A 24,482-nucleotide genomic window follows, 5' to 3' on the forward strand; every position below is an offset into this window, starting at 1 on the left:
CGGCATGATCCGACCGGGCTCCGATAGCTGGCGTCTCCGCCCGTCCGGATCATGCCGCGCCGTTCGCGCCTGTCGCATCGGCCATGAGCGCATCTGCCGATTTCTCCGCCTTGTCTTCGCGAGCCGGGCCATGCCCGGCGAGCGCGATTTTTTCGGCGCCTTTCCTATGCGCTGCACACACGCGACGGCCGCCGATCCGATGGACCGGCGGCCGTGATATTGTGGGCTGGTAGGTCGCCTATGGCCGCAGCGGGCGCCAGGGTTCATCCGTCCCAGCCGGGCGCCAGGTCAGCCGGCGGCACCGGAACGTGGTCCAGGCGTAAAGCAGCGGCTCCATGCCGTGCCACCAATCGGCGTCTATGTCGCCGCAACGGCCCTCGAACAAGAGCCTGCCGCGCGCGGTGTAAAGCCGGAACTCCGACGGCAGGGCATCGCCGTCTCCGGGCTTGCCGCGTGCGGGAACGCCGTCGGCGTCCTCGCCCAGTCCGATGCAGCCACCGTGATGGTCCTTCGTGACAATCCAGCGCATGTCGAAATCCTTTCCTTGAAGCTGTGGGGTGTGGCGCCCGCCCCATGACGGGCGCCCTCGGGTCGCGGGGCCTATGCCGCCGCCTTCCGGTCCCGCTCTTGCAGGGCCGCCATCCGCCTGCCGATGGTCTGGTAATGGCTCACGTCCAGCTCCACCCCGAGCCAGTCGCGGCCCAGCAGATGCGCCGCCGCCAGCGTGGAACCGCTGCCGCTGAACGGGTCCAGAACCAGATCGCCGGGCTGGGTGAACGCCCCGATCAGCCGGCGCAGCGCCGCCACCGGCTTCTGCGTCGGGTGCAACCTGTTGCCGGTATAGGGGAAATCCAGCACATCGGGCACGGGCTGCGCAGGTAATTCCGGATCGCCCTTGGCCAGCAGATAGGCCTGTTCGTGCTCGTAGCGCAGGAACCGCGCCGAGGAGGCATAACGCTTGCGGAACACCAGATGCCCGACGATGCGGAAGCCAGCCGCTTTCCAGGCCTCCACGAACAAATCCACCTTGTTCCAGCCGTAGAAACTGACGCAGAAACCGCCGTCCTTCAGGACCCGGTGCATCTGGGCGAAGGCCGGGCGCAGCCAGCGGGCATTGTCGTCATTGGCGACGGTACGGCCCTGCCGGTCGCGGAACCGGGTCACATAGGGCGGATCGGTCAGGATGAAATCCACCGAGCCGGTGCCGAAGGCCTGCATCGCCTCGACGCAATCGGCATTGATGACGAGGTTGCGGGGGGTGTTTTCCTGTGCGGTCATGTCTCTGTCCTTTCGGGTTCGGGGCGGAGGGTCCTTGCCCTGATCCGCCGATGGGCCGCGCCTCACCGGACTGACTTCGGGAAACGCATGTTTCCCCGGAGGCAGAGCGGCGAGGGCGCAGCCCGACCCGCGGCCGCATGGCTGGCGGTCATGGGTCGGGGCGCAGGGGTGGGGCGGCCCGCAGCCGCAGGCGAGGACACGGCCCTGCGCCCCGACGACGCCCCAAGGCGGCGCCTGCCCTTTGACGGCCAGACAGGCGGATGCGTGGCGGACAAATCCATGAAACGGGAAAGTCTTCGGGCCGGGGGTGAGCTGGGCACGGCCCGGTCGAGGCCCCGGCCCGGCATCTGGACAGCCACGATCCGCGCCCGGCTCGGATCACATCGGATCAATGCGACAGAACAGGGTGCGGCAGGCGGGAATGGCTGAACGCAGCTGCGAGGACACGCTGACCTTCGACGCCGATCCGGTGATACCTGCCTTGCAGGAAGTGGCGGATCAATATCGCCAACAACGACCAAACAGCCTCGGATCAGGCCTGCGGCGCCAGTTCTCCAAAACCGTTCAGATTGATCAGCGCCGCGATGCCGGTGATCAGGCCGGCGGTGCCGCAAAGCAGCTTCAGTGCGATGGCGGAGTCGATGGCATCATGGGTAACGCCATGCACGACGGCATATCCGGCGATCATCGCCGGAATCACGAAGACAGCCCGCGCCAGCAGGCAGAGGATCGGGTTCTTCGCCTTGAACAGCACCAGAAGCACCAGCCCCACCGACAGCAGCGCGGCGGTTCCTGCCGCAAGGACCGAGAGGAGGAACCCGGCCTCGGTGGCATGAGCGAGACGGAACGTCTCGACCGCGACCATCACCGGCAGCGCCCAGGTGGCGAGATACCAGGCGACGATGCAGGTGAGCGCGGTGAGCATGACGGCAAGCAGGATCAGGATCATGGAAGCCTCCGGACCAGCGGGATCAGGGATCGTTCACGACAGGCTGCCAGAGGATGTACGCTCCGCCTGCGACCAGCTGCACTACGCCGTTGCTGCGAAAGACAGCGTTCCCAAGACCCGGCGGCGCGTCAAGCGAACGAGCGCGAGATCAAGGAGATGATGCGGATAGGTGCCGAGAATGCACGACGGCCGGCGACAAGCCGCCAGCCCACGCGCTCGTCGCGAAGGCTCGGACGCCTCACCCTTTCCGCAGGATCTTCTCCGTCGGCTTGCCCTTGGCCAGTTCGTCGATCAGCTTGTCCAGATAGCGGATCTCCCGCATGAGCGGATCCTCGACCTCCTCCACCTGGACGCCGCAGACCACGCCCTTGATCAGGGAGCGCGCCGGGTTCATGCGCGGGGCTTGGGCGAAGAAGGTCTCGAAATCCGTCCGGTCTTGCAGCCGGGCTGCCAGTTGCTCCGGGCTATAGCCGGTCAGCCAGAGGATGATCTCATCGACCTCGGCCCTGGACCGGCCCTTTTTCTCCGCCTTGGCCACGTAATGCGGATAGACGCTGGCGAAGCTGGTGGTGAAGATCTGGTGCCTGGTCATCCTGCCTCCTAACCGAACCGCCCCTGCGCATCGGGCCATGTCCAGATGGTCTCGTCAGCCAGGATCGCCTCAACGACCGCTTCCGCCCTCAGCCGAACACTCGGGCTGTCGCGCATCGCCATATGCCGGGTCTCGATATCGACCAGGAATGCGACCACCTCATCGCGGGGCGTTCCCCGGCGCAGTTGCGAGGCCGCCGCGATCAGATAGCCGTCATATTCGTCCGCGAAGGACAGGTTGGCCTCGTCGTCCCACCTGCCCGCCCGGCTTTCCGGGTCCAGCAGCCCGATGGGATCCCAGAGCGACCAGCCGATATCGCGCAGCTTCGACAGCTTGATCCGGGGTTGCGGTGCGATTTCGGTCATGGGTCTGCCAAGGGCTGGAGGATGGGACAGCTTCGCACAGGCCGGGGAATGATCGCAACGGTTCCGGCCGCTTGACCGCCGTCCTCCGATCCATCATCAAGGCCCATGCCAGAGGACGAGAACGCGATGAAGGCTGCGCGACGAATGATCTGAATGACGCCCCGCGCAGGATGCCGGGGCATGGGCGCGAGGCCAGCAGGCCCTCGCGCGGTTTCTGCCTGCGCAAGCGGGCATGACAGAATCCATTCAGAGAGCGTCACATGGACAATTATTTCGAAAGCCCGTTCCGGGGCATCACCCTCGACCAGCAGGTCACCAATCCTAACATCGTGGTCGGCCGCTACAGCTATTATTCCGGCTATTACCACGGCCACGGCTTCGACGATTGCGCCCGATACCTGCTGCCCGACGAGGGCGCGGACCGGCTGATCATCGGCAGTTTCTGCTCGATCGGCTCGGGCGCGGGTTTCATCATGGCGGGCAATCAGGGCCACCGGAACGACTGGATCAGTAGCTTCCCCTTCTACTGGATGCCCGAAGTGCCCGCCTTCGCCGGCGCCGCGAACGGCTATCAGCCTGTGGGCGACACCGTGATCGGCAGCGATGTTTGGATCGGCTCCGAGGCGGTCATCATGCCCGGTATCCGGATCGGCGACGGCGCGGTGATCGGCACCCGCGCGCTGGTGACGCGCGACGTGGAACCCTACGCCATTGTCGGCGGCAACCCCGCGAAGGTGATCCGCAAGCGTTTCGACGACCGGCAGATAGGGCTGCTGCTGGAGATGCGCTGGTGGGACTGGTCCGACGAACAGTTGCACGCCGCCATACCCTTGCTGACCAGCGGCGAGGTCGAGGGGCTGCACAGGTATTGGCTGGAAAAGATCCGGGCCGCATGACGAAGCGCGCCCGCTCCCCTGGGGCGGGCGCATCCATGCCGGAACCGGGCGATGCGTGGCCCCTGGCCGCATTGCGATTCGACCTTGGGACGGATAGGCAAAGCGTCAGGACAAAGGAGGCCCACCATGGGCAGATCGGATCGGGACCTCGATCACCTTCACGAACTCCTGTGGGCCCTGCCCCAGGAAAACCATCCGATGAGCCTAAGCGAGCTCGACGGCTATGTGACCGGCATCCTGTCATGTCCCGATCTCATCCCGCCCTCCGAATGGCTCCTCCATGTCTGGGGAGAAACCGGCGATGCCCGGTTCCCCGACCTGGCAACGGCAGAAGCAACAATCTCGGCGGTGATGGCGCATTACAATGCCATTGCCTCGGAGATCGCACGAAGCCCATGGCTCGAACCGATCTACGAGGTGGACCCGAACAGCGACGAAACGCTCTGGGAACCCTGGGTGGATGGCTTCACCCGCGCTTTGCGCCTGCGCCCCGAGGCCTGGCAGGCGGTGCTCGAACAGGCGGATGAGGAAACGCGCTCGGCCCTGATCTTCCTGATGGCCCTGCAGGACATCAACGAAGGGACCAGCACCTTCACCGACGAAGAAATCGACGAGATCGATCTGGATGCCCCCGACCTGATCCCAAATTGCGTCGCGGCGATCCTGCTCGTCTCGCGCCCGGGGGGCGTTCTGGAGGCAGGCAATCTCCCTCACGCCCCAACCCGCATCAAACGTCCGGGCCGGAACGATCCCTGCCCCTGCGGCTCGGGACGCAAATACAAGCAATGCTGCGGCAAGAGTTGACGGGTCTACGGGCGAAACGGGCCTTCGATGGCCGGTCTGACAACCCTTTATTCCCGTCCGGCACCTGCCTGCTGTCATTTGGCGTGATGGTGTCGTAGTGATGGTGAAACGATTCAGGTCGGATCATGCGAACTCATCTTGCTGCTCTTCTCGCTCTCATGGTCGCCGCCGGATGCGCGGTCGGTTCCGGTGCAGTGGTCAAGGGCGTCGGGCCAGGCGATCTGCTGAAGCTTCGCGAGGGTCCAGGTCTCGAGCATAACATCATCATCGGCTTGCCCGACGGAACGCGCCTTACCCGCCAGAACTGCGTCACGAATAACGGCAAGGTCTGGTGCAGAGTCTTCCTCACCGACCGGCCTGCCATCTCGGGTTACGTTTCAGCGGACTACCTGGCGCATCGCTGACGGCAGCGTTTCTCGGCCCATTGCTGCCGGTCGGCCTCAACATTTGCTGCGTGACCGTGCCCCCGGAAGCTGACGTTCGACCGGCCTTGCAGCAAAGTTTCGGCCACGACAGTGACGATGCGGGACGAGGCCGCCGCTTGCAGCTGCCGCGCGACGACGCGCGACATCGCCCCCGGACCGATCTGCGGGCGGAGAGCCGCCCGACGGCAGAGCGGCGTGGCAGTTCCGGCAAATTCAGCAAAGCCGCCACCCGGACCCTTCTTCAGTAAACGTGGGGCTGGACAACACTCTACCCAACTGCTCCCCATTGGTGCCAATGGCTAAAGGAAACCACGATGAGCGCGAATGATCGAGCAATAGAGACGTTAAGGCGTGAGATCGCAAAACTTCAAACAGACGGAGCGGCCATCGCAAGAAAGGATGCCGGAATTCGGGCAAAACTTGCGAGCGCTATGGCCGCTCAAGCAAAGGCAAAAACCGCACCCGCGCTTCGATTGAAGCAGGCAGAGGCCTCCCGCTTGGAAAAAGAGCTGATGGCGACGAGCAAGAGCCAAGCTGACATCGCGACTAAGATTGCAAAAAAGCAGAGCAGCCTCAGCGCGAAGCTGGTCGTTCAGGCGAATGAGGCGAAAAAAGCCGATGCAAAGGCGAAAAAAAACCAGGAGCGAGTGTCGAAAACACAGGAGGAAGCAACCAGAAAGCTTGAAGCCGGGTATCGAAAGCTGACTTTGGAGAACCAATCATTGGAACAGCGTCTTCAACGCGAGCTGTCAGCGATGAAGCCAACAGCTGGCCCGACGACCAACGCCGATCTTACCTCCGCTCCCCCGCATGACATTTTCATCTCACACGCTTGGGAAGACAAAGCCGACTTCGTAGAGGCCCTGGCACACACTCTGAGGGCTGCGGGCGCAGAGGTCTGGTATGATGACTTTTCGCTTCGTCCTGGTGACAGCCTCCGCCGATCTATTGATAAGGGTTTGGGCTCCAGTCGCTTCGGTATCGTCGTGTTGTCGACCCACTTTTTCAAGAAGGAGTGGCCTCAGAAAGAGCTGGACGGGTTATTTCAGTTGGAATCGTCCGGTAGGTCTCGAATACTGCCAATCTGGCACAAGGTCTCGAAGGACGAGGTGGCGAGCTTCAGTCCAACGATGGCCGACAAACTTGCCTTCAACACTTCGACCAAAAGCGTGGACGAGATTGTTGCCGACCTTATGGCGATTATCAGAGATTGACCGCATGCTCTCTCCCGGCCACGGTCGCCCCGTCGCGCCTGGCTCGCCGCTGGCAAGGTCGGCCCTTTGCGGACATTCGCCTGTAGTGGTTGCTTGCCCCGAGCTCTCCAAAGTTGCAGGTCGACAGGCATCACTGCTTGTAGTTGGCCGTGACAGGTACCGGTGCTAGGCTCGCCGGGCATCGGCCGATGGCGACCCACGGCCCGGTAGCACAGCGTGCGTGCTCGGTATCCGGTAGGGTAGATGGTGACCGAGACCCCCTGCACATCCGTGTCGAAGATCTGGTAGTCCCGCGCCACGTTGGCCGCCCCGCGAACGGTTTTCTCATTATATTTCAACCTGTTGACTATGCAACGCTCCGTCTTTCTCGTCCCGACATGAGGCGTCGATTCGCGCCTGGATCAAGGCAAGCATGGCCGAATGACCGGAAAGGAGGCGGAGACCGGAAGTGGGGTGGCGTTCCGTGTTCCGCTTCAGCACCTTGGCTGCCCGGAAAGAAGGAAGCGGCTTTCAGAGTTCGAGAAGCGTGAAGTGCGATGACATAGAAGCATAAACGCGTCTGCCGGCAAACGACTCAACTGTGAGCCGATCGCGCGACGAGCTGTATTGCTCAAGGTGGTCCAGAAGCATAGACTAACCAAGCAACACTAAGAGGATACTGGATGAAGCTTACCGCAACTTTCAAGTCGTTTCTTCAGGATACAGTGAATCTAAACGATTCCCGAATTGCCAGTCTTGAAAGTAGCGTGGATGCAATAAAGAAATTCATACGCCAATCTGAATACAAGCCAAAATTTATTGCATTCCACGAGCAAGGTTCTTGGGCGCATGAAACAATTATCAAGCCGCTAAATGGCGACGAATTTGACGCTGACCTTCTATTAGCTGTCGAGCCTGTAGATGGCTGGAGCGCGAGTGATTATGTTGCGAAACTGGGCAAGATCTTCAGCGAAAGTGCGACCTATAAAGATAAAACCAAAGTTTATGACTTTTGCGTCACCATAGTTTACGCGAACGACAAGCGCATAGACATCTCTCCATTGGTTAAGGATAGGGGTGGGATAAGAAGATATGAGGTCTGCGATCGCGGCAATGACGCCTTTGTGCAGAGCGAGCCGATGGAATACACGGCTTGGATTAAGCAGCGTAACGGATATTCTGGCTCGAATTCATTCCGAAAAGTGACTAGGCTCATTAAGTATATCAGAGATATCAAGGGAACATTTACCTGCCCATCAGTTCTTCTCACAACGCTTATTGGAAACCAAATCGACTGGTATGATCATGGCTCTGCTGCATTCAGTGATACCCCAACTACACTAAAGACTGTCTTGGGCAGGCTGGATGACTGGCTTCAAGCACGACCGAAAAAGCCGAGAGTGCAAAACCCGAAGCTGGCAACGGAAGATTTCGCCAGTCAGTTGACCGATGATCAGTACGAAAATCTTCGGAAGGTCATGAAGCGCTACCGTACTTGGGTTGATGATGCGTATGATGAGAAAGATCGCGACGAAAGTATCAAAAAGTGGCAGAGGGTCTTTGGGAGCGACTTTGCCAAGGGTGAGGTTTTAACAAAGGCTGCTGCCCAGATCGTTTCGCCCTATCGGGCACTTCTTGATACAACTGCGCGTCACTCTAGCGATCTCGTGGAGGCTTTCTATAGATTTGGTGCCAAGCTCCTTCCGGCAGGCTTTTATACTCCGCCTTATCTTCGCCAGCCAACCTGGCGCACGAATGGGCATGTTTCGGAGAACGTGTATGTCATCGCTTCATGGCATAGGCACAAGAACAGCGGCGGACGGAGGATCGAAGATGGCGAGATCCTTCCCTCCAACGGTGGAGTTTGGCTGGCTCCACGCGTCGGGTTTGATCAAGACGTTCCAGATAATTGTCGAGTGGAGTGGCGGGTCACGAACACCGGTGTTGTAGCATTAACTGCGCAAGCGGGCCGGGGCGACTTCTATCCAGCGTCTACAGGCACCAGGCGGTGGGAAGAGCTGCGCTATCGTGGTGTGCACTTTGTTGAAGCATTCATAGTGCTGCGTTCTGGTGATATCCTCGTTGGAAAGAGCAAGCCGTTTCACGTGGTGATCGAATGACCAAGAACAATATCGCTCGGGAACAGAACTCTGAGCCAGTATTGAGGTTTCTTAAGGCTCGGACAATCGTTTATCGGAAGGCGAACCTCCTTGTAGGCCTACAAATTCTTCTGACAGCGGTTGTGCCAGCACTCATGGCAGTTGCTGGAATTTGGTTGCTTGACTGGAAAAGTTTGTTCGCTCTAGCGGGGCTTAGCATTGCTCTAGTTGATATGCTGATTATTGATCGACGGTTAGGTAAGTTGTCTGTTGACGCAGCCAAATTAGCAGAAGAGTTTGATTGTCGTTTGTTTTCGCTGCCATGGTCTGAAATCCTGGTCGGCCAAAGGCTGTCACCCGAGACGGTTCAGGGCTATGTTGTAAAGTTTCGTCAAAAGAAAGAGCCAGCGATCTTGAATTGGTATCCCGAGGCCGTGTCTACCATACCACGCTACCTAGGCGTGCTTTTGTGTCAACGGACAAATCTTTGGTATGATAGCGAGCTCCGGTCGCACTATGCTGCACTGATCAAGTGGGCGGGAGTGGTTGGGTTCATCCTGTGCTTTGTATTGGCTTGGCGGTTGAATTACACTCTTCAAACAACGGTGCTATCTATTTTTTCGCCAATGTTTCCATTTTTCGCTTGGTCAATTCGAACTTACTGGCGACAAACAGATGTATCAGCGGCGCAGGCAAGGAACCTGAGTTCTGCTGAAACGTTGTGGAAGCAGGCTGTTCGTGGAACGCTATCGGAGACAAAGCTCTGGCCAGAGATTAGAGACTTGCAGAACGCCATTTACGCTCGACGTAGTGCAAGTCCATTAATCCTGCCATTTTTGTACTCGGTCCTTCGGCCAGGCATGGAGAACCGAATGAGCGTGGCGGCAGAGAAGTTTATTGAAGACAGTGGCTTGAATAGTTGATCAGTGCGAAAATGGGCACGCTTGTGAGACGCGTTCTTGTAAGGTTCTGGATGGGTTGGGCGCAACCACGCGCACTGAGATGGATGTTTAATGTTGCCACCTCAACGCCACCTCAACCCATGTTTTCAGTGTTTGCGCGCCTTGCTCCATGTAAATCCGTTGATTTCCGTTTGTCGCCTCCGATCAACGGCCAGCAAGTGTCTCCGTTTCAAAGGCTTGCGCTCTATGTTGTTGAATTGATGGGAATCTCGAGTCTAGCCCGTCGAGCGGCTCATAATCTGAAGTCTGCAGGTCCAAATCTGACTGAGCAGCTGATCACGGCCACCCACTTCCGTCGTGTCACCAAACCTCGGCTTAATCAGTTTGGCGCGGCTACGACGCCCCACTGCTGACCGTCCACTTTACGCCCGTCACAGGTCGCGGGGCAAGGTGATTGCTGCACCGCGAACGGATGGCTGCTTTCTCAAGTCTGCCGCAGGTGCCGTGCCGCCGCGCCGTCAGACCGCTTTCCGCCCATGTCGCCGCCCCCTCAGCCCCCGACCTGCGGGGTGAGGCTCCTGCGGATCTCCTGCCCATCCCGTCCCGGGGGCGATCCGAACAGGCGGCGATATTCCCTGTTGAACTGCGACGGGCTCTCATAGCCGATGGCGTAGCCGATCCGGGCGACATCGGCGTGCTCGGAAAGCAGCAGGCGGCGCGCTTCCTGCAAGCGAAGCTGTTTCTGGTACTGCACCGGCGTCATCGCCGTGACCGCCTTGAAGTGGCGGTGGAAGGTCGCGGGGCTCATCCCCGCGACATCGGCGAGCCGCCGCACGTTCAGCTGATCCGCGAAGCCCTCGCGGATGCAGGCGATGGCCCGGCCGATCCGCGCCATGCGGCTGCCCGCCAGGCCGATCTGGCGCAGCGCCGGCCCCATCGGTCCATTCAGCAGAAGCCAGGTGATCTCCCGCCGGGCCAGCGGCGCGAGGATCGCGATGTCGCGCGGCCGGTCGCACAGGGCCAGCAACCGGCAGAGGGGATCGGCAAGCTCCGGCCCAAAAGCATGGACCGCCAGCGCCGCACCGGCGGGGGCGTCGTCGGTGCCATCCAGCGCCAGCAACAGGTCCGAGATCGTCCCGGGGTCCAAGGCCAGGCTGAAGGCCAGGTAGGGCCGGTCGGGCGTGGCGTGGGAGATCTCGGCCCGGATCGGCACCTCCATCGACGCGATCAGGCATTTACCGGCGTCATAGCGATAGGCGCGATCGCCAAGCATGCTGGTCTTGACGCCCTGCACCACCACGCAGAGCGACGGGCGATAAACGGCATGGATCGGCCCGGTCGGCGCCGTGACCGAGGTCAGCAACAGCCCCTCGATCGGGGTTTCCCGGCCATGCGCCTGCCACTGGCGGGCGATCAGATGTTTGAGCGGGGCAAGATGATCGTTCTCCATGGCGCGCAATCTAGGATCCGCGTCGGCGATTCACGAGCCCGGAATCGGCGCGAATGAGAGGATCGTGCAAGGATTTGCGAGGATCGGCGTCGCGACCCTGGGCAGGGCGGCCCTATCTTCGCCCTGACCCGGCGGCATTCCGCCCCGGCGGCCCATCCGACATGAAGGAACATCCCATGCGCTACCGCACTCTCGGCCCCAGCGGCCTCTTGGTTTCCGAACTCTGCCTCGGCACCATGACCTTCGGCGGCTCGGAGGGCATGTGGGGCCAGATCGGCAAGCTGCGTCAGGACGAAGCCGACAGCCTGGTCAGGGCGGCCTTCGATGCCGGCATCAATTTCATCGACACCGCCAATGTCTATGCGGGCGGCGAGAGCGAGCGGATCCTCGGTCAGACCATCCGTAACCTCGGCATTCCGCGCGACGAGGTGGTGATCGCGACCAAGGTTCTTGGGGTGATGGGCGAGGGCCCGAACGCCCGCGGCGCCTCGCGCGGCCATATCATGGCGCAGGCCAAGGCCAGCCTGCAACGGTTGCAGATGGATCACATCGACCTCTACCAGATCCACGGCTTCGATCCGCTGACCCCGATCACCGAGACGCTGGAGGCGCTTGACACGCTCGTGCGGCAGGGCCATCTGCGCTATGTCGGGTTGTCGAACTGGGCGGCCTGGCAGATCGTCAAGGCGGTCGGCATCGCTGAGGCGAGCAAGCTGGCGCCGATCCTGTCGCTTCAGGCCTATTACACGCTGGTCGGCCGCGATCTCGAACGCGAGATCGTGCCGATGCTGCAAGCCGAGGGCCTCGGCCTGATGGTCTGGAGCCCGCTGGCCGGCGGCTTCCTCTCGGGCAAATACAGCGACGGCAACACCGCGAATGACGGCCGCCGGGCGAGTTTCGACTTCCCGCCGGTCGACCTGGAGCGCGGCGATGCCGCCATCGCCGTGATGCGCGAGATCGCATCGGCCAGGGGTTGCACGGTGGCGCAGGTGGCGCTGGCCTGGCTGCTGCACCAGCCAGTAGTGACCAGCGTGATCGTCGGGGCGAAGCGGATCGAGCAGCTGCAGGACAATATCCGCTCGACGGAGGTGGCGCTGACGGCTGAGGACCTGGCCGCGCTTGATACGGTGACGAGGCTGCCGGCCGAATATCCGGGCTGGATGCTGGAACGCCAGTCGCAATATCGCGCGACTTTCGCCTCGCAGAAGGGCTGACGTCCCCACGTCGCCCCGCCCGCGCCCATGGGCGGGGCGATGACCTTGGCTTTACTTTTACTGAGTACAGGCCGGCGGCTAAGCGACTTGGCAGAAGTTCCTCCTGGGCGACTTCCGCTATGCTCAGACGGCTTCCCTCTACGATGATTCAACCCTCCCGCAAGGTTCCGTCCTTGAGCTGCGGAACCCCGCCGACGGTGTGACCTGCGACGAGATATCCCGCGACTTTCCAGTATTTTTACGCCACCCTACGAGGATGCAGCCGCGCAGCACCCCCTGCAGCAGGCGCGGCAGCGCCGGTTTACGCTGTGCTGCGCCGAGGTCCGATGCGATGCGCCCGAACCTGCCTGTGATTCCGCCCGGTCCTACGCCACGATTCTTCTGGCGTGGATCCTGCCGCGCGGGAAGCGGAACGGGGCGATGGCACGGCAGAGGCACACGGATGCGGAACGGCTCCGGGTGGTCCTGGAACCAGCCCGAAAGTCCGCTGCGCCCCTGCCCTCCTCCGACCCACGCCTTGCCGAACTGGTCCGCATGCTCGCCCGACGGGCGGCACGGGATTTCGTCGAGGCCGAAGAGCGCGAGGGGCATAACCAACATCCCGACTGACGCGGAGACCCGCACATGAGAGTCGCCATCTACGCCCGCTATTCCTCCGACCAGCAGCGCGAGGCGTCGATCGCCGACCAGTTCCGCATGTGTCGGCTGCGCGCCGAGAAGGAAGGCTGGACGGTGGTCGAGGAATATTCCGACCATGCCATCTCCGGCTCGAGCATGATCCAGCGCCCCGGCATCCAGGCGCTGATCCTGGATTCGTCGCGCGGCCGCTTCGACATGGTGCTGGCCGAGGCTCTGGACCGGATCAGCCGCGACCAAGAGGATATCGCCGGCATCTACAAGCGCATGTGCTATGCAGACATAAAAATGTTCACCTTGTCCGAGGGCGAGATCACCCAGCTGCATGTCGGACTGAAGGGCACGATGAATGCCCTGTTCCTGAAGGATCTGGCCGACAAGACGCGCCGGGGATTGCGCGGCCGGGTCGAGGACGGCAAATCCGGTGGCGGCAATTCCTACGGCTACGATGTGGTGAAGCGGTTCGACGGCAATGGCGAGCCGATCCGCGGCGACCGGACGATCAACGAGGCGCAGGCCGCCGTGATCCGCCGCATCTTCGCCGATTACGACAGCGGGCTCTCGTCGCGCACCATCGCCATGACGCTGAACCGCGAGGGCGTGCCCGGTCCCATGGGCCGGGAATGGGGGCCGTCGACCATCCATGGCAACCGCGAGCGCGGCACCGGCATCCTGAACAACGAGCTTTATGTCGGCCGGCTGGTCTGGAACCGGCTGCGCTACGTCAAGGATCCCGACACCGGTCGCCGGGTCTCACGGCTGAACCCGGAAAGCGAATGGGTCACCCAGGATGTGCCCGACCTGCGCATCGTCGACCAGGCGCTCTGGGACGCGGTGAAGGCGCGGCAGGGCGAACTGGCCTTCTCGACCCGCAGCCGGCCGGAAGGTAATCCGCTGAACGACCGGCGGCGCCCGAAGCACCTCTTCGCCGGCCTGGTCAAATGCGGCTGCTGCGGGGGCGGCTATTCGATGATCTCGAAGGATCTCCTGGGTTGCTCGACGGCGCGGAACAAGGGCACCTGCGACAACCGCGTCAACATCCGCCGCGATGCGCTCGAGGCCTCGGTCCTGAACGGGCTCAAAAAACACCTGATGGAGCCGGAGCTGTTCCGGGAGTTCTGCACCGAGTTCACCCGGGAGGTGAACCGGCTGCGGATGGAGCGCGGCGCCGATCTGGAGGTCGCACGCCGGGACCTGGATCGCACGACGCGGGAACTCGACAAGGCCATCGACGCCATCCTGCAGGGCGTCCCGCCGCTGACGCTCAAGGACAAGATCACACAACTGGAGGCGCGGAAGGCCGAGTTGACGGAAAAGCTTGCCAATGCCGACGAGCCCCCTCCCCTGTTGCACCCGAACATGGCGGCGCTCTATGCCCAACGCATCGCCAAGCTTTCCGAGAACCTGCAGCAAGAGGACAGCCGCGCCCAGGCGGCGGAGATCCTGCGCTCGCTGGTCGAGCAGGTGACGCTGGTGCCGGAGGATGGCGAACTGGCCATCGTGCTGCGCGGCGATCTCGGCGCCATCCTGCGCTTTGCCGCGGGCCGCAAGAACCCGGATTTCCTGTCGGAGGCCGAGGCGCTGGACAACCTGCTGGCGCAATCGGGCGGCTCGCGGAAGCCGTGGCGCGGACAGCAAAAAACCTCCTCGGCGGTTGCCTTGGAGGTTTCGCAATTATCGTTGGTTGCGGGGGCCTGCGGCCACTGGCGACATAACAGATGTTCGCCCCTGTTCCGGCTGGACGGCGGCGATACCGAGAATGCCCATCAACTCGCCGCGTAGCTCGGCATGGACCTCGCCGCGCTTCTCGCCGGGGGTGACGATGATCCCGCCGATCAGGGAACGCAGCGCTTCGGCGGCTTCGCGGCCACCGTCAGGATCACGAAGGGCTTCGGCAAAACGCGCGACATTGCGGCTGTAGTTCGCAGCGACGTTGGGATGCACATCCGGCATATCGGCAGGGGCTTCCGCCATGCGGGCGACAATCTCGGCCTTCTGGCGTTCCAACTCGTCCATCCGGGCCTTCATCGACGGCTGATACATCCCGTCCTCAATGGCGGCGATGATCCCGGCGATGGCGCGCTCGATCTTTGCCAGCGCACGGCGGTCAGTCTCCTGCTGCGTCCGGCGCTGCTGGTTCAGCCGGTTGGTTTCCTCGACATAGGCGCGGACGGCTTCCTTCACCGCCTCGGCGGAAACCAGTCGCTCCTGTAATCCGGTCAGCACCCGAGCTTCCAGCTTGTCGCGCAGGATAGTGCGGTTGTTGGTGCAGGTGCCGCGCCGGTGGTGGTTCAGGCAACCGAGACGGTCGGACAGGATGATGCCGATCTTCCCGCCGCAACACCCGCAGGTCATCAGGCCGGAAAGGAGCGAGACGGGCCGGTTCGCCAGATGCAACCGTTTCATGCGATCCTCGCGGGTATTCGCCAGGTTCGGGCCGAAGATTTCCGCGATCTGCTTCTGGCGCTCGCGCACCGCGTTCCAGAGTGCATCATCCACGATCCGCAGATGCGGAACCTCTGTCCTGATCCATGCGCTTTCCGGGTTCGGGCGCGAGACGCGCTTGCCGGTGGACGGGTCCTTGACGAAGCGCAGCCGGTTCCAGACCAGAACGCCCGCGTAAAGCTCGTTGTTGACGATGCCGGTGCCGCGATTGCGGTGGCCCCGGATGCTGGTATCGCCCCATGCACGGCCAAGCGGGCCGGGAACGCCGTCCCGGTTCAGATCGACAGCGATGGCCTTGGGGCTTTTGCCCGATGCGAACTCGCGGAAGATGCGGCGGACGGTGTCGGCTTCCTCCGGGATGATTTCCCTGTCGCCCCGGATCGGCTCGCCGTTACCGTCCAGCTTCTTCACCACCTTGTAGCCGTAGCAGAGACCACCACCGGACTTGCCCTTCTCCACCCTCCCGCGAAGGCCGCGATGGGTCTTCATGGCAAGGTCTTTCAGGAACAGGGCGTTCATCGTGCCTTTCAGCCCGACATGCAGTTCCGTGATCTCTCCCTCGGCCAATGTGACGATGGTGACGCCCGCGAATTTCAGCTGCTTGAAGAGCGTGGCGACATCGGCCTGATCGCGGCTAATCCGGTCCAGCGCCTCGGCCAGCAGGATGCTGAACTCGCCGTGCTGTGCGTCGCGCATCAGCCGCTGGATGCCGGGCCGCAGGATCGTGCTGGCCCCGGAAATGGCCGCATCCTCGTAGGAACCGACGATCTGCCACCGCTCCCGCCCCGCATGTTCCCGGCAGAGCCGGAACTGGTCCTCGATGGACGCCTCGTTCTGCTTGTCATCCGAATAGCGGGCGTAAAGGGCGGCGCGGGTCATGGCGGTGGTCTCCGTTCGATCAATCCTTGATGGCATCTTTCGGCATCGGCGGCACATCCGGTGCGCGATCCAGAAATGCCGTCAGATCGCCGCGCTTCGCCGTGCCAGCGCGCGCTTTCAGGAAATCGGCGGCGGTCTCCACCGCGCCGATCTTCTGCGCAACCGCCGAGACGATCCACTGATTGAGCGATACGCCATCCTCCTGCGCCAGACGTGCCGCCGTCTCCTTGAGCGACTGCGGCAGTTGCAGCGGGTATTTGTAGCGTTGGGCCTGCGTCATGTGTTCAACCTCCTGACGATCTCTCCCGGCGTTGCGATCGTGACGCCCAGCGTGAGCGCCGGGCGGAAGTCCTTGACATTATGCGTCACGATGGCCTCGGCTTGTCCATTCAACGCGGCCTCAAGCACCATCTCATCGGCGACATCGGACAGCATGGGTCGCGTCCGAAACGAAATATCGACGCCCTCGGACACGGCTGCGAGCGCGCTCATCACCCCAGTGACGTCCTCCAGACTATGACCTGTCGCCTTCCGGGTTTCCTCCCGGCTCAACACCGCCTCGTATTCGAGAAACAGCGCCGTCGAGCAAAGCGGCGTCAGCACGCCCCGGTCAACTGCCCGCAACAGCAGATTGCTTGCACCGTTGCGACTGCGGAACGCCGCCACGATCACGTTGGTGTCCAGAACCAGCCTCATGCTCAAACCATATACTGACATCTCATATGATGTCAATATTCCGGTCTGCGATCTCTCTCGCGATAGGCTCATTCCGTGTCATCTGCCCCCTTCCCGCTCCCATCACGATTGGGTGGCGCATTGTCGTTGGCCGCGCACCTGGCTTTCTCGTAATCCTCGCGAGCCATACGCCTGCCGATCAGCCGGGCGATGGTCAGCACCACGGCGTCCAGTCGCTCCGACGCACCGTCCCTCTGCCCAGCACCTTGCCCATCGGGCGGGCAGTTGTCATTGGCCGGTCCCTCTCTGCCGGGGCGATTTCCATCATCGCCCATGACCGGCCTCTACCTTTGGCCGCCACCTGACGGGATCGGCGATCCAACGGTCGATGTCGGACTCGTGCCATCCCGCACCGTTGACGCTGATCTTCAGTCGGGGCGGGAACGTGCCCTCTGCCATCTTGCGGTAGAGGGTGGACTTCGACAGGCCGGTGCGGGCAAGCACGGTCTTCATGCGGATGATGCGGTCTGGTGCGGGCATGGCTACGCTGCCTCCTGCTGGTCGTTGCTGACGATTGCAGAGACCAGACGGAGCAACGATTTGCCTTTGCGCAATAATTATTCAGGAGGCGTAGGGCTATGGAGTGCAATCGGCGGTAAATAGGACGGGTCCGAATTCTACGCTTCGTGCCGACCAAGGCCGGATGTGACGGATGGCGACCCGCTACCGCGCCCGGATTGCGGTCTGATTCGTACGGGATGCTCAAAGCCTCGTCGGTGCGAACCGTGACAGATCCGCTTCGCGGGACAATGCAGTCACTTGCCGTCCCACCAGATCTGTCAGAAGATCTTTGCCTGCTTACTCTCTCTAGGGAACTCGATGCGCTTACATATCGGAGACGCGATGTTTATCCCCGGAGGAGATTCGATCCCACGCGGCCACCTTATTTGGCCCGTCAACTGCCCTATGCCGATCATAAAAAAACTCGTTTCAGATCAAGAGTATCGCGGTGAGTGCCGCGTTGCGGACCAAGGAACGACCGCTTATGTTGGTCCCGCGCTCGTGAAGCGCAGGAAGCAGTATGGCAGCGATCTTCTCGTGGTACTTCTGCCTGATGTCGATGTCGGCCAATTATCTTCCAAGGCAGTAATCGACCTTGATCCCGATTCCCTCAAATGACCGCGTTGGGCTCAAACTAACGAATCTTGCTGCCAACGAAAGTCACCGTCCCTCCTACAACCCGATACTCCTTCCCCTGCCAAGGCCGTGACTGAGGGCGAGTTGCCGGCCAAGCCTCATCCCTGAGTCGAAATCCATGCCGATGCCGAGTTGCTTCTTGCGGGTTTCGAGCAGGGATTCCATCTGCGGGTCGCGTTCGAGGCTCATCGCCATGTTGCCCATCTCTGCCCGCGCGGCGTGATAGCCGGAATAGTCCCCCGCCGCATATCTGGACTCGCTGGCCTGCCTGACCTCCCGGAACCGTTCTACGAACCGATCCGCGCGCAGGCCGGGGTTCCTGCGCATCCCGGTTTCCAGTTGCAGGGCGCGCCTAGCGGGCGCGGCGCGATCTGGATCGCCAGAGGCGACATCCGCAGCAAATCCGGGATTCCGTTTATAGACGGCCTCGGCGTCGCGTGAACCGTGAGGGTAGTGCTGATCGAAACCCGCGCGGGCCTCGTGCAGCTCCTGCACCTGCCCGGGCGTCGCAGCGACACCCAGGTCCTGCGCCGCGAAGATCGCATCCACGGCACGGGCATGGCGCACGAAAGCCTGCCCGGAACTGGCGCGGCGCAAGAGTTCTTCCGGCTCAATGCCGGTCTTGCGTGACGTGACTTCAAGGTCGCGCTGCACCTCTCTCCTTGCCGCCTCCCTGTCCGGTCCTGCTGGCACATGCTCACCGGGCGCACGCAGGCTGTCGATATAATCGTCTATGGCATCGCGCACACGCTCCGGCATCAGCCTGCGCATGATCTGGGCGACACGGGCGCGGAAGGTAATGCCGCGCCGTTCGGCATAATCCTGTGCCGGGTCGATCTGCTGTTCGTAGTCGGTCGCCATGTCCTTGGCGCGATCCCGCGACAGGGTGTTGATGAGCCTGTCCTGACTGGCAAAGTCGTCGCGACCGTAATGCAGGTCCATTCCGTCGCGATGACGCGACAGGGCGACATAGCTGCCGTGGGCGTCCATGCCGGGCGTTGCCAACACATGCGTCCGGTCCACCGTCATGCCCTGTGCCTTGTGGATCGTCGCCGCATAGCCGTGGTCGATGCGGTCATAGTCTTTCAGATCGAACGAGATGCTACGCCCGTCATCGGTGCGAACCGACATGGATTGCGGGCTGACATCCTCGATGGTGCCAAGCGTGCCGTTCTTCACACCAAGGCCGCGCTCGTTTTGCAGGAACATCACGCGATCCCCGGCGGCGAAGCTGCGTTCGCCACGCTCGACCGTGAGGCGCACGTCCTCGCCAAGATCGCCAGCCGCCCGCATCCGGTCCCGGGCTGCCTCGTTGAGTTCCCGCACCTCGGCATTGGTGTGGGTGAGGATGATGCGGCTGCTGTCGGGGTTGTGCTGCCGCTGACCGTCCCATCTGTCGATCAGATCACCGCGCGCCTGTTCGCGCGTGTCGGCGGAATGCACCATGCCGTTTCTGTCATAGGCGCTGATCGCATCGCCGGTCCTGCCAGTCGCCAGATCGCGGGTGGCGTCGCGCTGCCAGTCCTCGCGCTGGCGGCGCACCTCGCCGATTTCCGCGCCGCCATGACGCTCGTGGATCGAACGGAAGGCCGCGCCCGCCTCGATGGATTGCAACTGCTGCGGATCGCCAACCAGCACGACCTTTGCGCCTGCTTCCTGCGCGTGGGACAGGACGCGCTCCAGCTGCCGCGTGCCGACCATGCCCGCCTCGTCGATGACAAGCACGTCGCGGGACGTGAGCATGTCGCGCCCGTTCTTCCAGCCGTGTTCCATGCTGGCGATGGTGCGCGACGCAATGCCCGATCCGCCTTCCAGATTCTCGGCCGCGATGCCGGACAAGGCAACACCGCGCACCTCATAGCCCGCCGCTTCCCAAGCCTCGCGTGCCACGCCGAGCATGGCACTCTTTCCCGTCCCGGCATAGCCGACGACAATGCCGAGGTCGCGCCCGTCCGTGACATGCGCCAGCGCATCGGCCTGCTCGCCGGACAGGACAAGGCCGCGCTGTTCGGCGCGGGCAAGTGCCGCCTCCCTGTTCCAGTCGCTGACCTCGTGCCGCCCCTTCCCGGCCATCATCTCGGCGGCGCGGTGCAGCCGCTGTTCCGCCTCGATCATGTCGCGGGTGGTGAAGCGATCCTCACCGCGTCCGTCCTTGCCTAGTTCGACCAGATCGGGTGCATTGCGCATCGCGCCCATGACCTCGTTGAACTGGTCGATGCCGTCGCTGTGCCGGTGCGCAAACTTCGCCATGTCGCGCCGCGTGAAGGTCGATTGCTGATGCGTGATCGCGTCCAGCGCCACCGATGGATCGGCGATGATCCGCGCGCCGTTGTTCCGGGCGATCTCGCGGTGCATGTCGGCGCGGTCTGCGGCCTCGATCCCTTCGCCCTCGATGCGCTGCGCGGGCGCGCCGATCTGGCTTTGCGGCTCAAGCCCGATCCCTTGCGCCTCAAGGCTGCGGTGGTCGATGCGGGCGTCTATGTCGAGTTCGGCCAGACGTTCGTTGACATGCTCGGCCCAGCGTTCGCGCCACCGCTCCACCATCTCCGTGCGGTTCCAGTCGCGGACCTTCTGGCCAAAACCGTTCTCGTCCACCGACCGCATGGTGAGCATGACATGGGCATGGGGTTTCGGCATCCCGTCCTCGCCAATGTCCCAATGCACATTGAGGTCAGCGATCATGCCCTGATCGACAAATTCGGCTTGGGCGAAATCGCGGGCAAGCTCGATGCCCTGCGCCTGCGTCATCTCGCGGGGAATGGCAAATTCCACCTCGCGGGCAAGCTGGGCGTCCTTACGAACCTCGAACGCCTCGACATCGTTCCAGAGCCGTTCGCGGTCGCCAAGATGCTCGGGCGCATTATCGGGCAGCATGACCTCGGAATGGACGACGCCGCGCTTGGCGGAAAAATCCTGCACTCGGTCGATGCGCTCGTCGCGCATCCGCGAGGCCGAGCGGTAGGCGGCGGAGGCCACCGCGCTTGACCCGGCCTTGCGGCCAATGACCTTGACGTGAAGATGATAGATCGCCATCGCGATCCAAGCATTGCCACGGTCAAGCGCACATCGGAACGACGTATAAGCGCGCCCTCCCTCGAAAAAATCTCGGGATGGACCGGGCCGTTCCACACCGTCCCGGCAACATTACTGCGTTCCGCGCCACGCGCAACTATCATCGTGGCATCAACAATTTATGGAGGATGCAATGCGCAAGCCACGCGACTACGATGCCGAGCTAAAGGCTCTGGAAGACAAGGCGCGGGAACTCAAAACCCGCAAGGTGCAGCAACTCGGCGAACTGGTGATCGCCACCGGGGCGGATGCACTGACCGCCGACGAATTGGCCGGGGCGCTGGTGGTTCTGGCGGAAACGACCGATGCCGGAAAGAGGGACGCATGGGCCAAGCGCGGGGTCGCGTTCTTTCGTGGGAAATCACGGCGATCTGCACCAACGCCTGACCGCAACGCAGGCAGCGCTCAAACGCAACCGGGCGGCGCACAATCGGCGGCAAGCGGCGCGGGCGCGGCATGACATGCGCTCATGGCAGGTCGAGCGCCGCAAGCGCACGCGGCATCTGATCGAACTCGGCGGCCTCGTCATCAAGGCGGGCATCGTGGATCTGACCGGCGATGACCGCGCCATGATCTACGGCGCACTCCTCTGGATAGCTGACAGGCTCCAGAGTGATGCCGGCGAATATGCGCGAGAATTATGGACTGGAAAGGGGAAAAACGTGTTCGAGGCGGAACGGGCGAAAGGTGCACATGACGCAATCTAACCGTAGCAGTGTCAATCGGCACCGAACTTTCGGTCCGACTTCGGCAACGGGGCCGTCTCCGTCAAGCGTTTTTGGCCAAGCGGCCTAATCCGCCGAAGCGGGGTTTAAATATTCCAGGTAGCCATCCGTCCCCAGATCGCGGCCTCGCTGCTGGTGTCCCTGGGGTGCATGCTTCGGTCCGTGCTCAGCGCGGCGGCTGCCAACATGATGCTGGTTCGATGCAATTCCGGCCTGCCCATCTCACTTGCGTGCTCGCCCGCTCGGGCGGCAACAGTCAGACCCACGGCATTGCCGGAACCACGTTCCCTTGGGACTCCGGAGGCCCGCGCCCGGGCGGGTGGCGGGCGGAGTGGCTAGCCGGTCAGATCATTGTCGGTGCCGAGTCCGGCTGGAAGGCCGTGCCGTCGCGCCACATGCGGTGCAGAACGACGGCGATCCGGCGGCCGGGCGCAACCATCGCGCGCTTGTTGCCGCGGCGCTTGGCGACCCGCGCCGACGATGTTCTTAGCCATGACGCACGGCCGCGATGCAGCAGGACGGTTAGGCGACACTCAGTCGTCGTCCGCACCGTCCGCACGTCATGGCCCCCGACAGCAGCGCCCTGCCACCCCGGCCAGACTTCGCGCCGCCAGCGCGGCCATAGTTGTTGAGCGCCAGCTGCTTTTGGTTGCGCTCGTAGTCCTTCGACATCCTCCGCGGCCGAGACGATGAGCAGCAACTGACCGAAGACATCGTTGCGTGGGCCCGCCGCTATGGCCGGTACGGCTATCGCAAGATTGCTGAACTCCCGCGCAGCCAGGAATCAGGGCTGAGAGGCTCAATGCCGGATGACGTCCGACCAGTCAGGATTCTTCTGCGCTTCCGCACGAACGAACGGACACAGCGGGACGACGACCTGGCCGCGAATGCGCGCATCCTCGACAAGGCGCTGGATGAGTGCGCGGGCGATCGCCCTGTCCTCACGACCGCCAGGAATGGCAGTGTAATAGGCAACCCGCATGCCTGGCTCCGGTTCGGTTACGACCAGTTCCACGCACTCGCCTTTTGGGCAGGCGATGTATCGGGCCTTGTCCGAGACTTCTTCGTAGCGGATCTGCATATCTGCTTCCTTTCAGTGCTGGCGTGGAGACGGCGCTCGAGCGCCGAGAACACGGATTCTCTCTATGGTTGAGATCGCCATTGCCGAATGGTTCGCCATGTCAGATAGGACCCATTCTTGTATTGCCTTAATTAACCAAGATGGGACATTGTAGTTTCATGAAATTTATAGATTTTATTTTTTTACCCGCTGAGTGTGTGCGCCAGGGCGAATGGGGTCCCGTTCTGTCAACGAGGCGGTACCGATGACGCACCGTCATTTCGGAGCTCAACCAATGGATGATCTGTCGAAATGCGTGCCCAACAGCGTGAAAAGGAAACTTCGATGAAAGTTGGATACGCCCGAGTATCTACGGAAGACCAGAAGCTCGACCTACAGATCGCTGCCCTGCGGCGGGCCGGCTGTCAAAAGATCTTCAAGGACCGGGGAATTTCCGGATCTTCCATGGAGCGACCCGGCATGAAATCCATGCTCCGCTCTCTCCGGCCCGGTCAGACGCTGGTGGTCTGGCGCCTGGATCGGCTCGGCCGGTCCCTGTCCGGGCTGGTCCTGCTCATCGAAGAATTGGGTGAACGAGGGGTGGAGTTCCAGTCCCTATGCGAGTCGCTGGATACGGCATCGTCCGGCGGGCGGTTGGTCTTTCATATCATGGCCGCACTCGCCGAATTCGAACGCTCCCTGATCAGCGAGCGCACCAAGGCCGGCATGCAGGAAGCCCGGGACCGAGGCCTTCGTCTCGGACGTCCACCGTCGATGACCCGGGACCAGGTGGCCGAGGCCATGCGAGAATCCGGCAAACTCCCGATCAAAGAAGTAGCGGTAAGATACAATGTCTCACCCCGAACTCTGCGGCGTCATCTTCGGCAGTTGAGGCAATGCAACGAGTTGGCTTGACGTCCGCTCAGAATCGCCAAGCCACATAGAGCCGGCACTGGCTGCCATCGCTTACTGTCATCGTAGAAATCCGCACTGCTGTCGGCGCAGGTCTTGTAAACGGAGACAGCTCTGATCCTCGAAGCGTTCGGCCTCGACATGGCACAGTTCAGGCGCGAGCGCGACTTTGCGGCATGGCTCGAGTTGGTGCCGCGGCAACATTCCTCGGGCGGAAGGGATCGCCTGGGCCGCGTCTCGAAAGCTGGATAAGCCGATATTCGGCAGCTCCTGATCATCGGGGCCATGTCGCGGCTGGGCTGGCTAGGGCGGCAAAAGATCGTGGGGGACTCATGGTTGGCCCGGATACTAGACGCTCCACCCTTGAACGCTGTTCGGCAACACTTGGCCCCGCGCGCGCGATCCCGCCTATGGCATTCGTTGGCGCATTGTGCCATGAGCGGGGCGGCGGTTATGTTCCGCCGAAGGGATCGCCGTGTGTGCATTGGCCGGTCCGGGGCATCTGCCCCATCTACTGTTTTGAGTATTTGCATGTATCCGAGTTTTTACACGGCCATCGCGTTCTCTAACGTATGAAGTTTTGACAGGACGACCAACATGTTCGACAATAAATCCATCCTGATTACAGGCGGGACCGGCAGCTTTGGCAAGAAGTATGTCCAGACGCTGCTGTCGCGGTTCAAGCCCCGAAAGATCATTGTCTTCTCGCGCGAC

26 protein-coding genes are annotated in these 24,482 nt (G+C 62.2%); 14 read left to right on the forward strand and 12 right to left on the reverse strand.

Features of this window, described 5'->3' with window-relative positions:
* Positions 1 to 238: 238 nt before the first annotated feature.
* The 5 genes from BLT64_RS21635 to BLT64_RS21655 form a co-directional block, all read right to left on the reverse strand.
* Entirely contained in the window at positions 239 to 529 is a 291-nt protein-coding gene (locus BLT64_RS21635; protein ID WP_011746471.1) for a hypothetical protein, read from the reverse strand.
* A gap of 71 nt (positions 530 to 600) precedes the next feature.
* Complete coding sequence (locus tag BLT64_RS21640) at positions 601 to 1,278, reverse strand: DNA methyltransferase (protein WP_011746470.1); 678 nt, start codon at positions 1,276 to 1,278, stop codon at positions 601 to 603.
* Positions 1,279 to 1,810: 532 nt separating this feature from the next.
* Positions 1,811 to 2,227 (reverse strand): hypothetical protein, encoded by a 417-nt coding sequence (locus BLT64_RS21645; RefSeq protein ID WP_011746469.1) that lies wholly within the window; start codon positions 2,225 to 2,227, stop codon positions 1,811 to 1,813.
* A 238-nt stretch (positions 2,228 to 2,465) separates the two neighbouring features.
* The gene (locus tag BLT64_RS21650; protein ID WP_011746468.1) at positions 2,466 to 2,819 is read right to left on the reverse strand and encodes a DUF2200 domain-containing protein; all 354 of its coding nucleotides are present in this window, start codon (positions 2,817 to 2,819) and stop codon (positions 2,466 to 2,468) included.
* Between the two features lie 8 nt (positions 2,820 to 2,827).
* On the reverse strand, positions 2,828 to 3,184 hold the full coding sequence (locus BLT64_RS21655; RefSeq protein ID WP_011746467.1) for a hypothetical protein: 357 nt from the start codon (positions 3,182 to 3,184) through the stop codon (positions 2,828 to 2,830).
* Between the two features lie 260 nt (positions 3,185 to 3,444).
* On the opposite strand from BLT64_RS21655, the gene catB reads away from it, so the two are divergent.
* From catB to BLT64_RS26580, 6 genes are all read left to right on the forward strand, one after another.
* Positions 3,445 to 4,080, forward strand: coding sequence for a type B chloramphenicol O-acetyltransferase (gene catB, locus BLT64_RS21660; protein ID WP_011746466.1), 636 nt, complete (start codon positions 3,445 to 3,447; stop codon positions 4,078 to 4,080).
* 126 nt (positions 4,081 to 4,206) lie between these two features.
* Positions 4,207 to 4,884 carry a YecA/YgfB family protein gene (locus BLT64_RS21665; protein ID WP_011746465.1) on the forward strand — a complete coding sequence of 226 codons (678 nt, stop codon included), beginning with the start codon at positions 4,207 to 4,209 and terminating at the stop codon, positions 4,882 to 4,884.
* A gap of 125 nt (positions 4,885 to 5,009) precedes the next feature.
* Positions 5,010 to 5,288 (forward strand): SH3 domain-containing protein, encoded by a 279-nt coding sequence (locus BLT64_RS21670; RefSeq protein WP_011746464.1) that lies wholly within the window; start codon positions 5,010 to 5,012, stop codon positions 5,286 to 5,288.
* 335 nt (positions 5,289 to 5,623) lie between these two features.
* On the forward strand, positions 5,624 to 6,523 hold the full coding sequence (locus BLT64_RS21675) for an NAD(+) hydrolase PdTIR (RefSeq protein WP_011746463.1): 900 nt from the start codon (positions 5,624 to 5,626) through the stop codon (positions 6,521 to 6,523).
* Positions 6,524 to 7,185: 662 nt separating this feature from the next.
* A complete protein-coding gene (locus tag BLT64_RS21680; protein WP_011746462.1) occupies positions 7,186 to 8,622 on the forward strand; it encodes an SMODS domain-containing nucleotidyltransferase in 1,437 nt (478 codons plus the stop codon).
* Positions 8,619 to 9,524: an S-4TM family putative pore-forming effector gene (locus tag BLT64_RS26580; RefSeq protein WP_011746461.1), complete on the forward strand. Its 906-nt coding sequence runs from the start codon at positions 8,619 to 8,621 to the stop codon at positions 9,522 to 9,524. Before BLT64_RS21680 ends, BLT64_RS26580 begins: the two co-directional genes overlap by 4 nt.
* Before the next feature lie 529 nt (positions 9,525 to 10,053).
* Here BLT64_RS26580 and BLT64_RS21685 read toward each other — a convergent pair.
* Positions 10,054 to 10,953 (reverse strand): AraC family transcriptional regulator, encoded by a 900-nt coding sequence (locus BLT64_RS21685; protein WP_011746459.1) that lies wholly within the window; start codon positions 10,951 to 10,953, stop codon positions 10,054 to 10,056.
* A 176-nt stretch (positions 10,954 to 11,129) separates the two neighbouring features.
* Here BLT64_RS21685 and BLT64_RS21690 point away from each other — a divergent pair, with 176 nt between their 5' ends.
* Together BLT64_RS21690 and BLT64_RS21700 are read left to right on the forward strand one after the other, a co-directional pair.
* Positions 11,130 to 12,167: an aldo/keto reductase gene (locus tag BLT64_RS21690; protein WP_011746458.1), complete on the forward strand. Its 1,038-nt coding sequence runs from the start codon at positions 11,130 to 11,132 to the stop codon at positions 12,165 to 12,167.
* Between the two features lie 624 nt (positions 12,168 to 12,791).
* Positions 12,792 to 14,585, forward strand: coding sequence for a recombinase family protein (locus BLT64_RS21700; protein WP_011746456.1), 1,794 nt, complete (start codon positions 12,792 to 12,794; stop codon positions 14,583 to 14,585).
* Here BLT64_RS21700 and BLT64_RS21705 read toward each other — a convergent pair.
* The 4 genes from BLT64_RS21705 to BLT64_RS21720 all read right to left on the reverse strand — a co-directional run bounded on the left by BLT64_RS21705 (position 14,478) and on the right by BLT64_RS21720 (position 17,342).
* Positions 14,478 to 16,127 (reverse strand): recombinase family protein, encoded by a 1,650-nt coding sequence (locus BLT64_RS21705; protein ID WP_011746455.1) that lies wholly within the window; start codon positions 16,125 to 16,127, stop codon positions 14,478 to 14,480. The two genes, BLT64_RS21700 and BLT64_RS21705, sit on opposite strands and share 108 nt — an antisense overlap.
* Before the next feature lie 19 nt (positions 16,128 to 16,146).
* Positions 16,147 to 16,407 carry a toxin-antitoxin system HicB family antitoxin gene (locus BLT64_RS21710; protein ID WP_011746454.1) on the reverse strand — a complete coding sequence of 87 codons (261 nt, stop codon included), beginning with the start codon at positions 16,405 to 16,407 and terminating at the stop codon, positions 16,147 to 16,149.
* Positions 16,404 to 16,823: a putative toxin-antitoxin system toxin component, PIN family gene (locus BLT64_RS21715; protein ID WP_041529689.1), complete on the reverse strand. Its 420-nt coding sequence runs from the start codon at positions 16,821 to 16,823 to the stop codon at positions 16,404 to 16,406. Before BLT64_RS21715 ends, BLT64_RS21710 begins: the two co-directional genes overlap by 4 nt.
* 303 nt (positions 16,824 to 17,126) lie before the next feature.
* Positions 17,127 to 17,342 (reverse strand): helix-turn-helix transcriptional regulator, encoded by a 216-nt coding sequence (locus tag BLT64_RS21720; protein WP_011746452.1) that lies wholly within the window; start codon positions 17,340 to 17,342, stop codon positions 17,127 to 17,129.
* 339 nt (positions 17,343 to 17,681) lie between these two features.
* On the opposite strand from BLT64_RS21720, the gene BLT64_RS26585 reads away from it, so the two are divergent.
* Positions 17,682 to 17,981 carry a hypothetical protein gene (locus tag BLT64_RS26585; RefSeq protein ID WP_128492968.1) on the forward strand — a complete coding sequence of 100 codons (300 nt, stop codon included), beginning with the start codon at positions 17,682 to 17,684 and terminating at the stop codon, positions 17,979 to 17,981.
* Between the two features lie 54 nt (positions 17,982 to 18,035).
* On the opposite strand, the gene traA is transcribed toward BLT64_RS26585, so the two are convergent.
* Positions 18,036 to 21,032 (reverse strand): Ti-type conjugative transfer relaxase TraA, encoded by a 2,997-nt coding sequence (gene traA / locus BLT64_RS21725; protein ID WP_011746450.1) that lies wholly within the window; start codon positions 21,030 to 21,032, stop codon positions 18,036 to 18,038.
* 172 nt (positions 21,033 to 21,204) lie between these two features.
* Here traA and BLT64_RS21730 point away from each other — a divergent pair, with 172 nt between their 5' ends.
* Entirely contained in the window at positions 21,205 to 21,531 is a 327-nt protein-coding gene (locus BLT64_RS21730; protein ID WP_175474420.1) for a conjugal transfer protein TraD, read from the forward strand.
* A gap of 1 nt (position 21,532) precedes the next feature.
* Positions 21,533 to 21,778: a conjugal transfer protein TraD gene (locus BLT64_RS21735; protein WP_011746448.1), complete on the forward strand. Its 246-nt coding sequence runs from the start codon at positions 21,533 to 21,535 to the stop codon at positions 21,776 to 21,778.
* Between the two features lie 817 nt (positions 21,779 to 22,595).
* Here the strand turns inward: BLT64_RS21735 and BLT64_RS21745 are convergent.
* Positions 22,596 to 22,877 carry a GNAT family N-acetyltransferase gene (locus BLT64_RS21745; RefSeq protein ID WP_011746446.1) on the reverse strand — a complete coding sequence of 94 codons (282 nt, stop codon included), beginning with the start codon at positions 22,875 to 22,877 and terminating at the stop codon, positions 22,596 to 22,598.
* 324 nt (positions 22,878 to 23,201) lie between these two features.
* Here BLT64_RS21745 and BLT64_RS21750 point away from each other — a divergent pair, with 324 nt between their 5' ends.
* The 3 genes from BLT64_RS21750 to BLT64_RS26600 all read left to right on the forward strand — a co-directional run.
* Positions 23,202 to 23,771 (forward strand): recombinase family protein, encoded by a 570-nt coding sequence (locus BLT64_RS21750; protein WP_011746445.1) that lies wholly within the window; start codon positions 23,202 to 23,204, stop codon positions 23,769 to 23,771.
* Between the two features lie 114 nt (positions 23,772 to 23,885).
* The gene (locus BLT64_RS26595) at positions 23,886 to 24,020 is read left to right on the forward strand and encodes a transposase (protein WP_437438289.1); all 135 of its coding nucleotides are present in this window, start codon (positions 23,886 to 23,888) and stop codon (positions 24,018 to 24,020) included.
* Positions 24,021 to 24,365: 345 nt separating this feature from the next.
* Positions 24,366 to 24,482 (forward strand): polysaccharide biosynthesis protein (locus tag BLT64_RS26600; protein ID WP_175474421.1); only part of this gene is annotated, 117 nt, incomplete at its 3' end.

It is taken from the genome of Paracoccus denitrificans, from assembly GCF_900100045.1.
GTDB classification, from domain to species: Bacteria; Pseudomonadota; Alphaproteobacteria; order Rhodobacterales; family Rhodobacteraceae; genus Paracoccus; species Paracoccus denitrificans.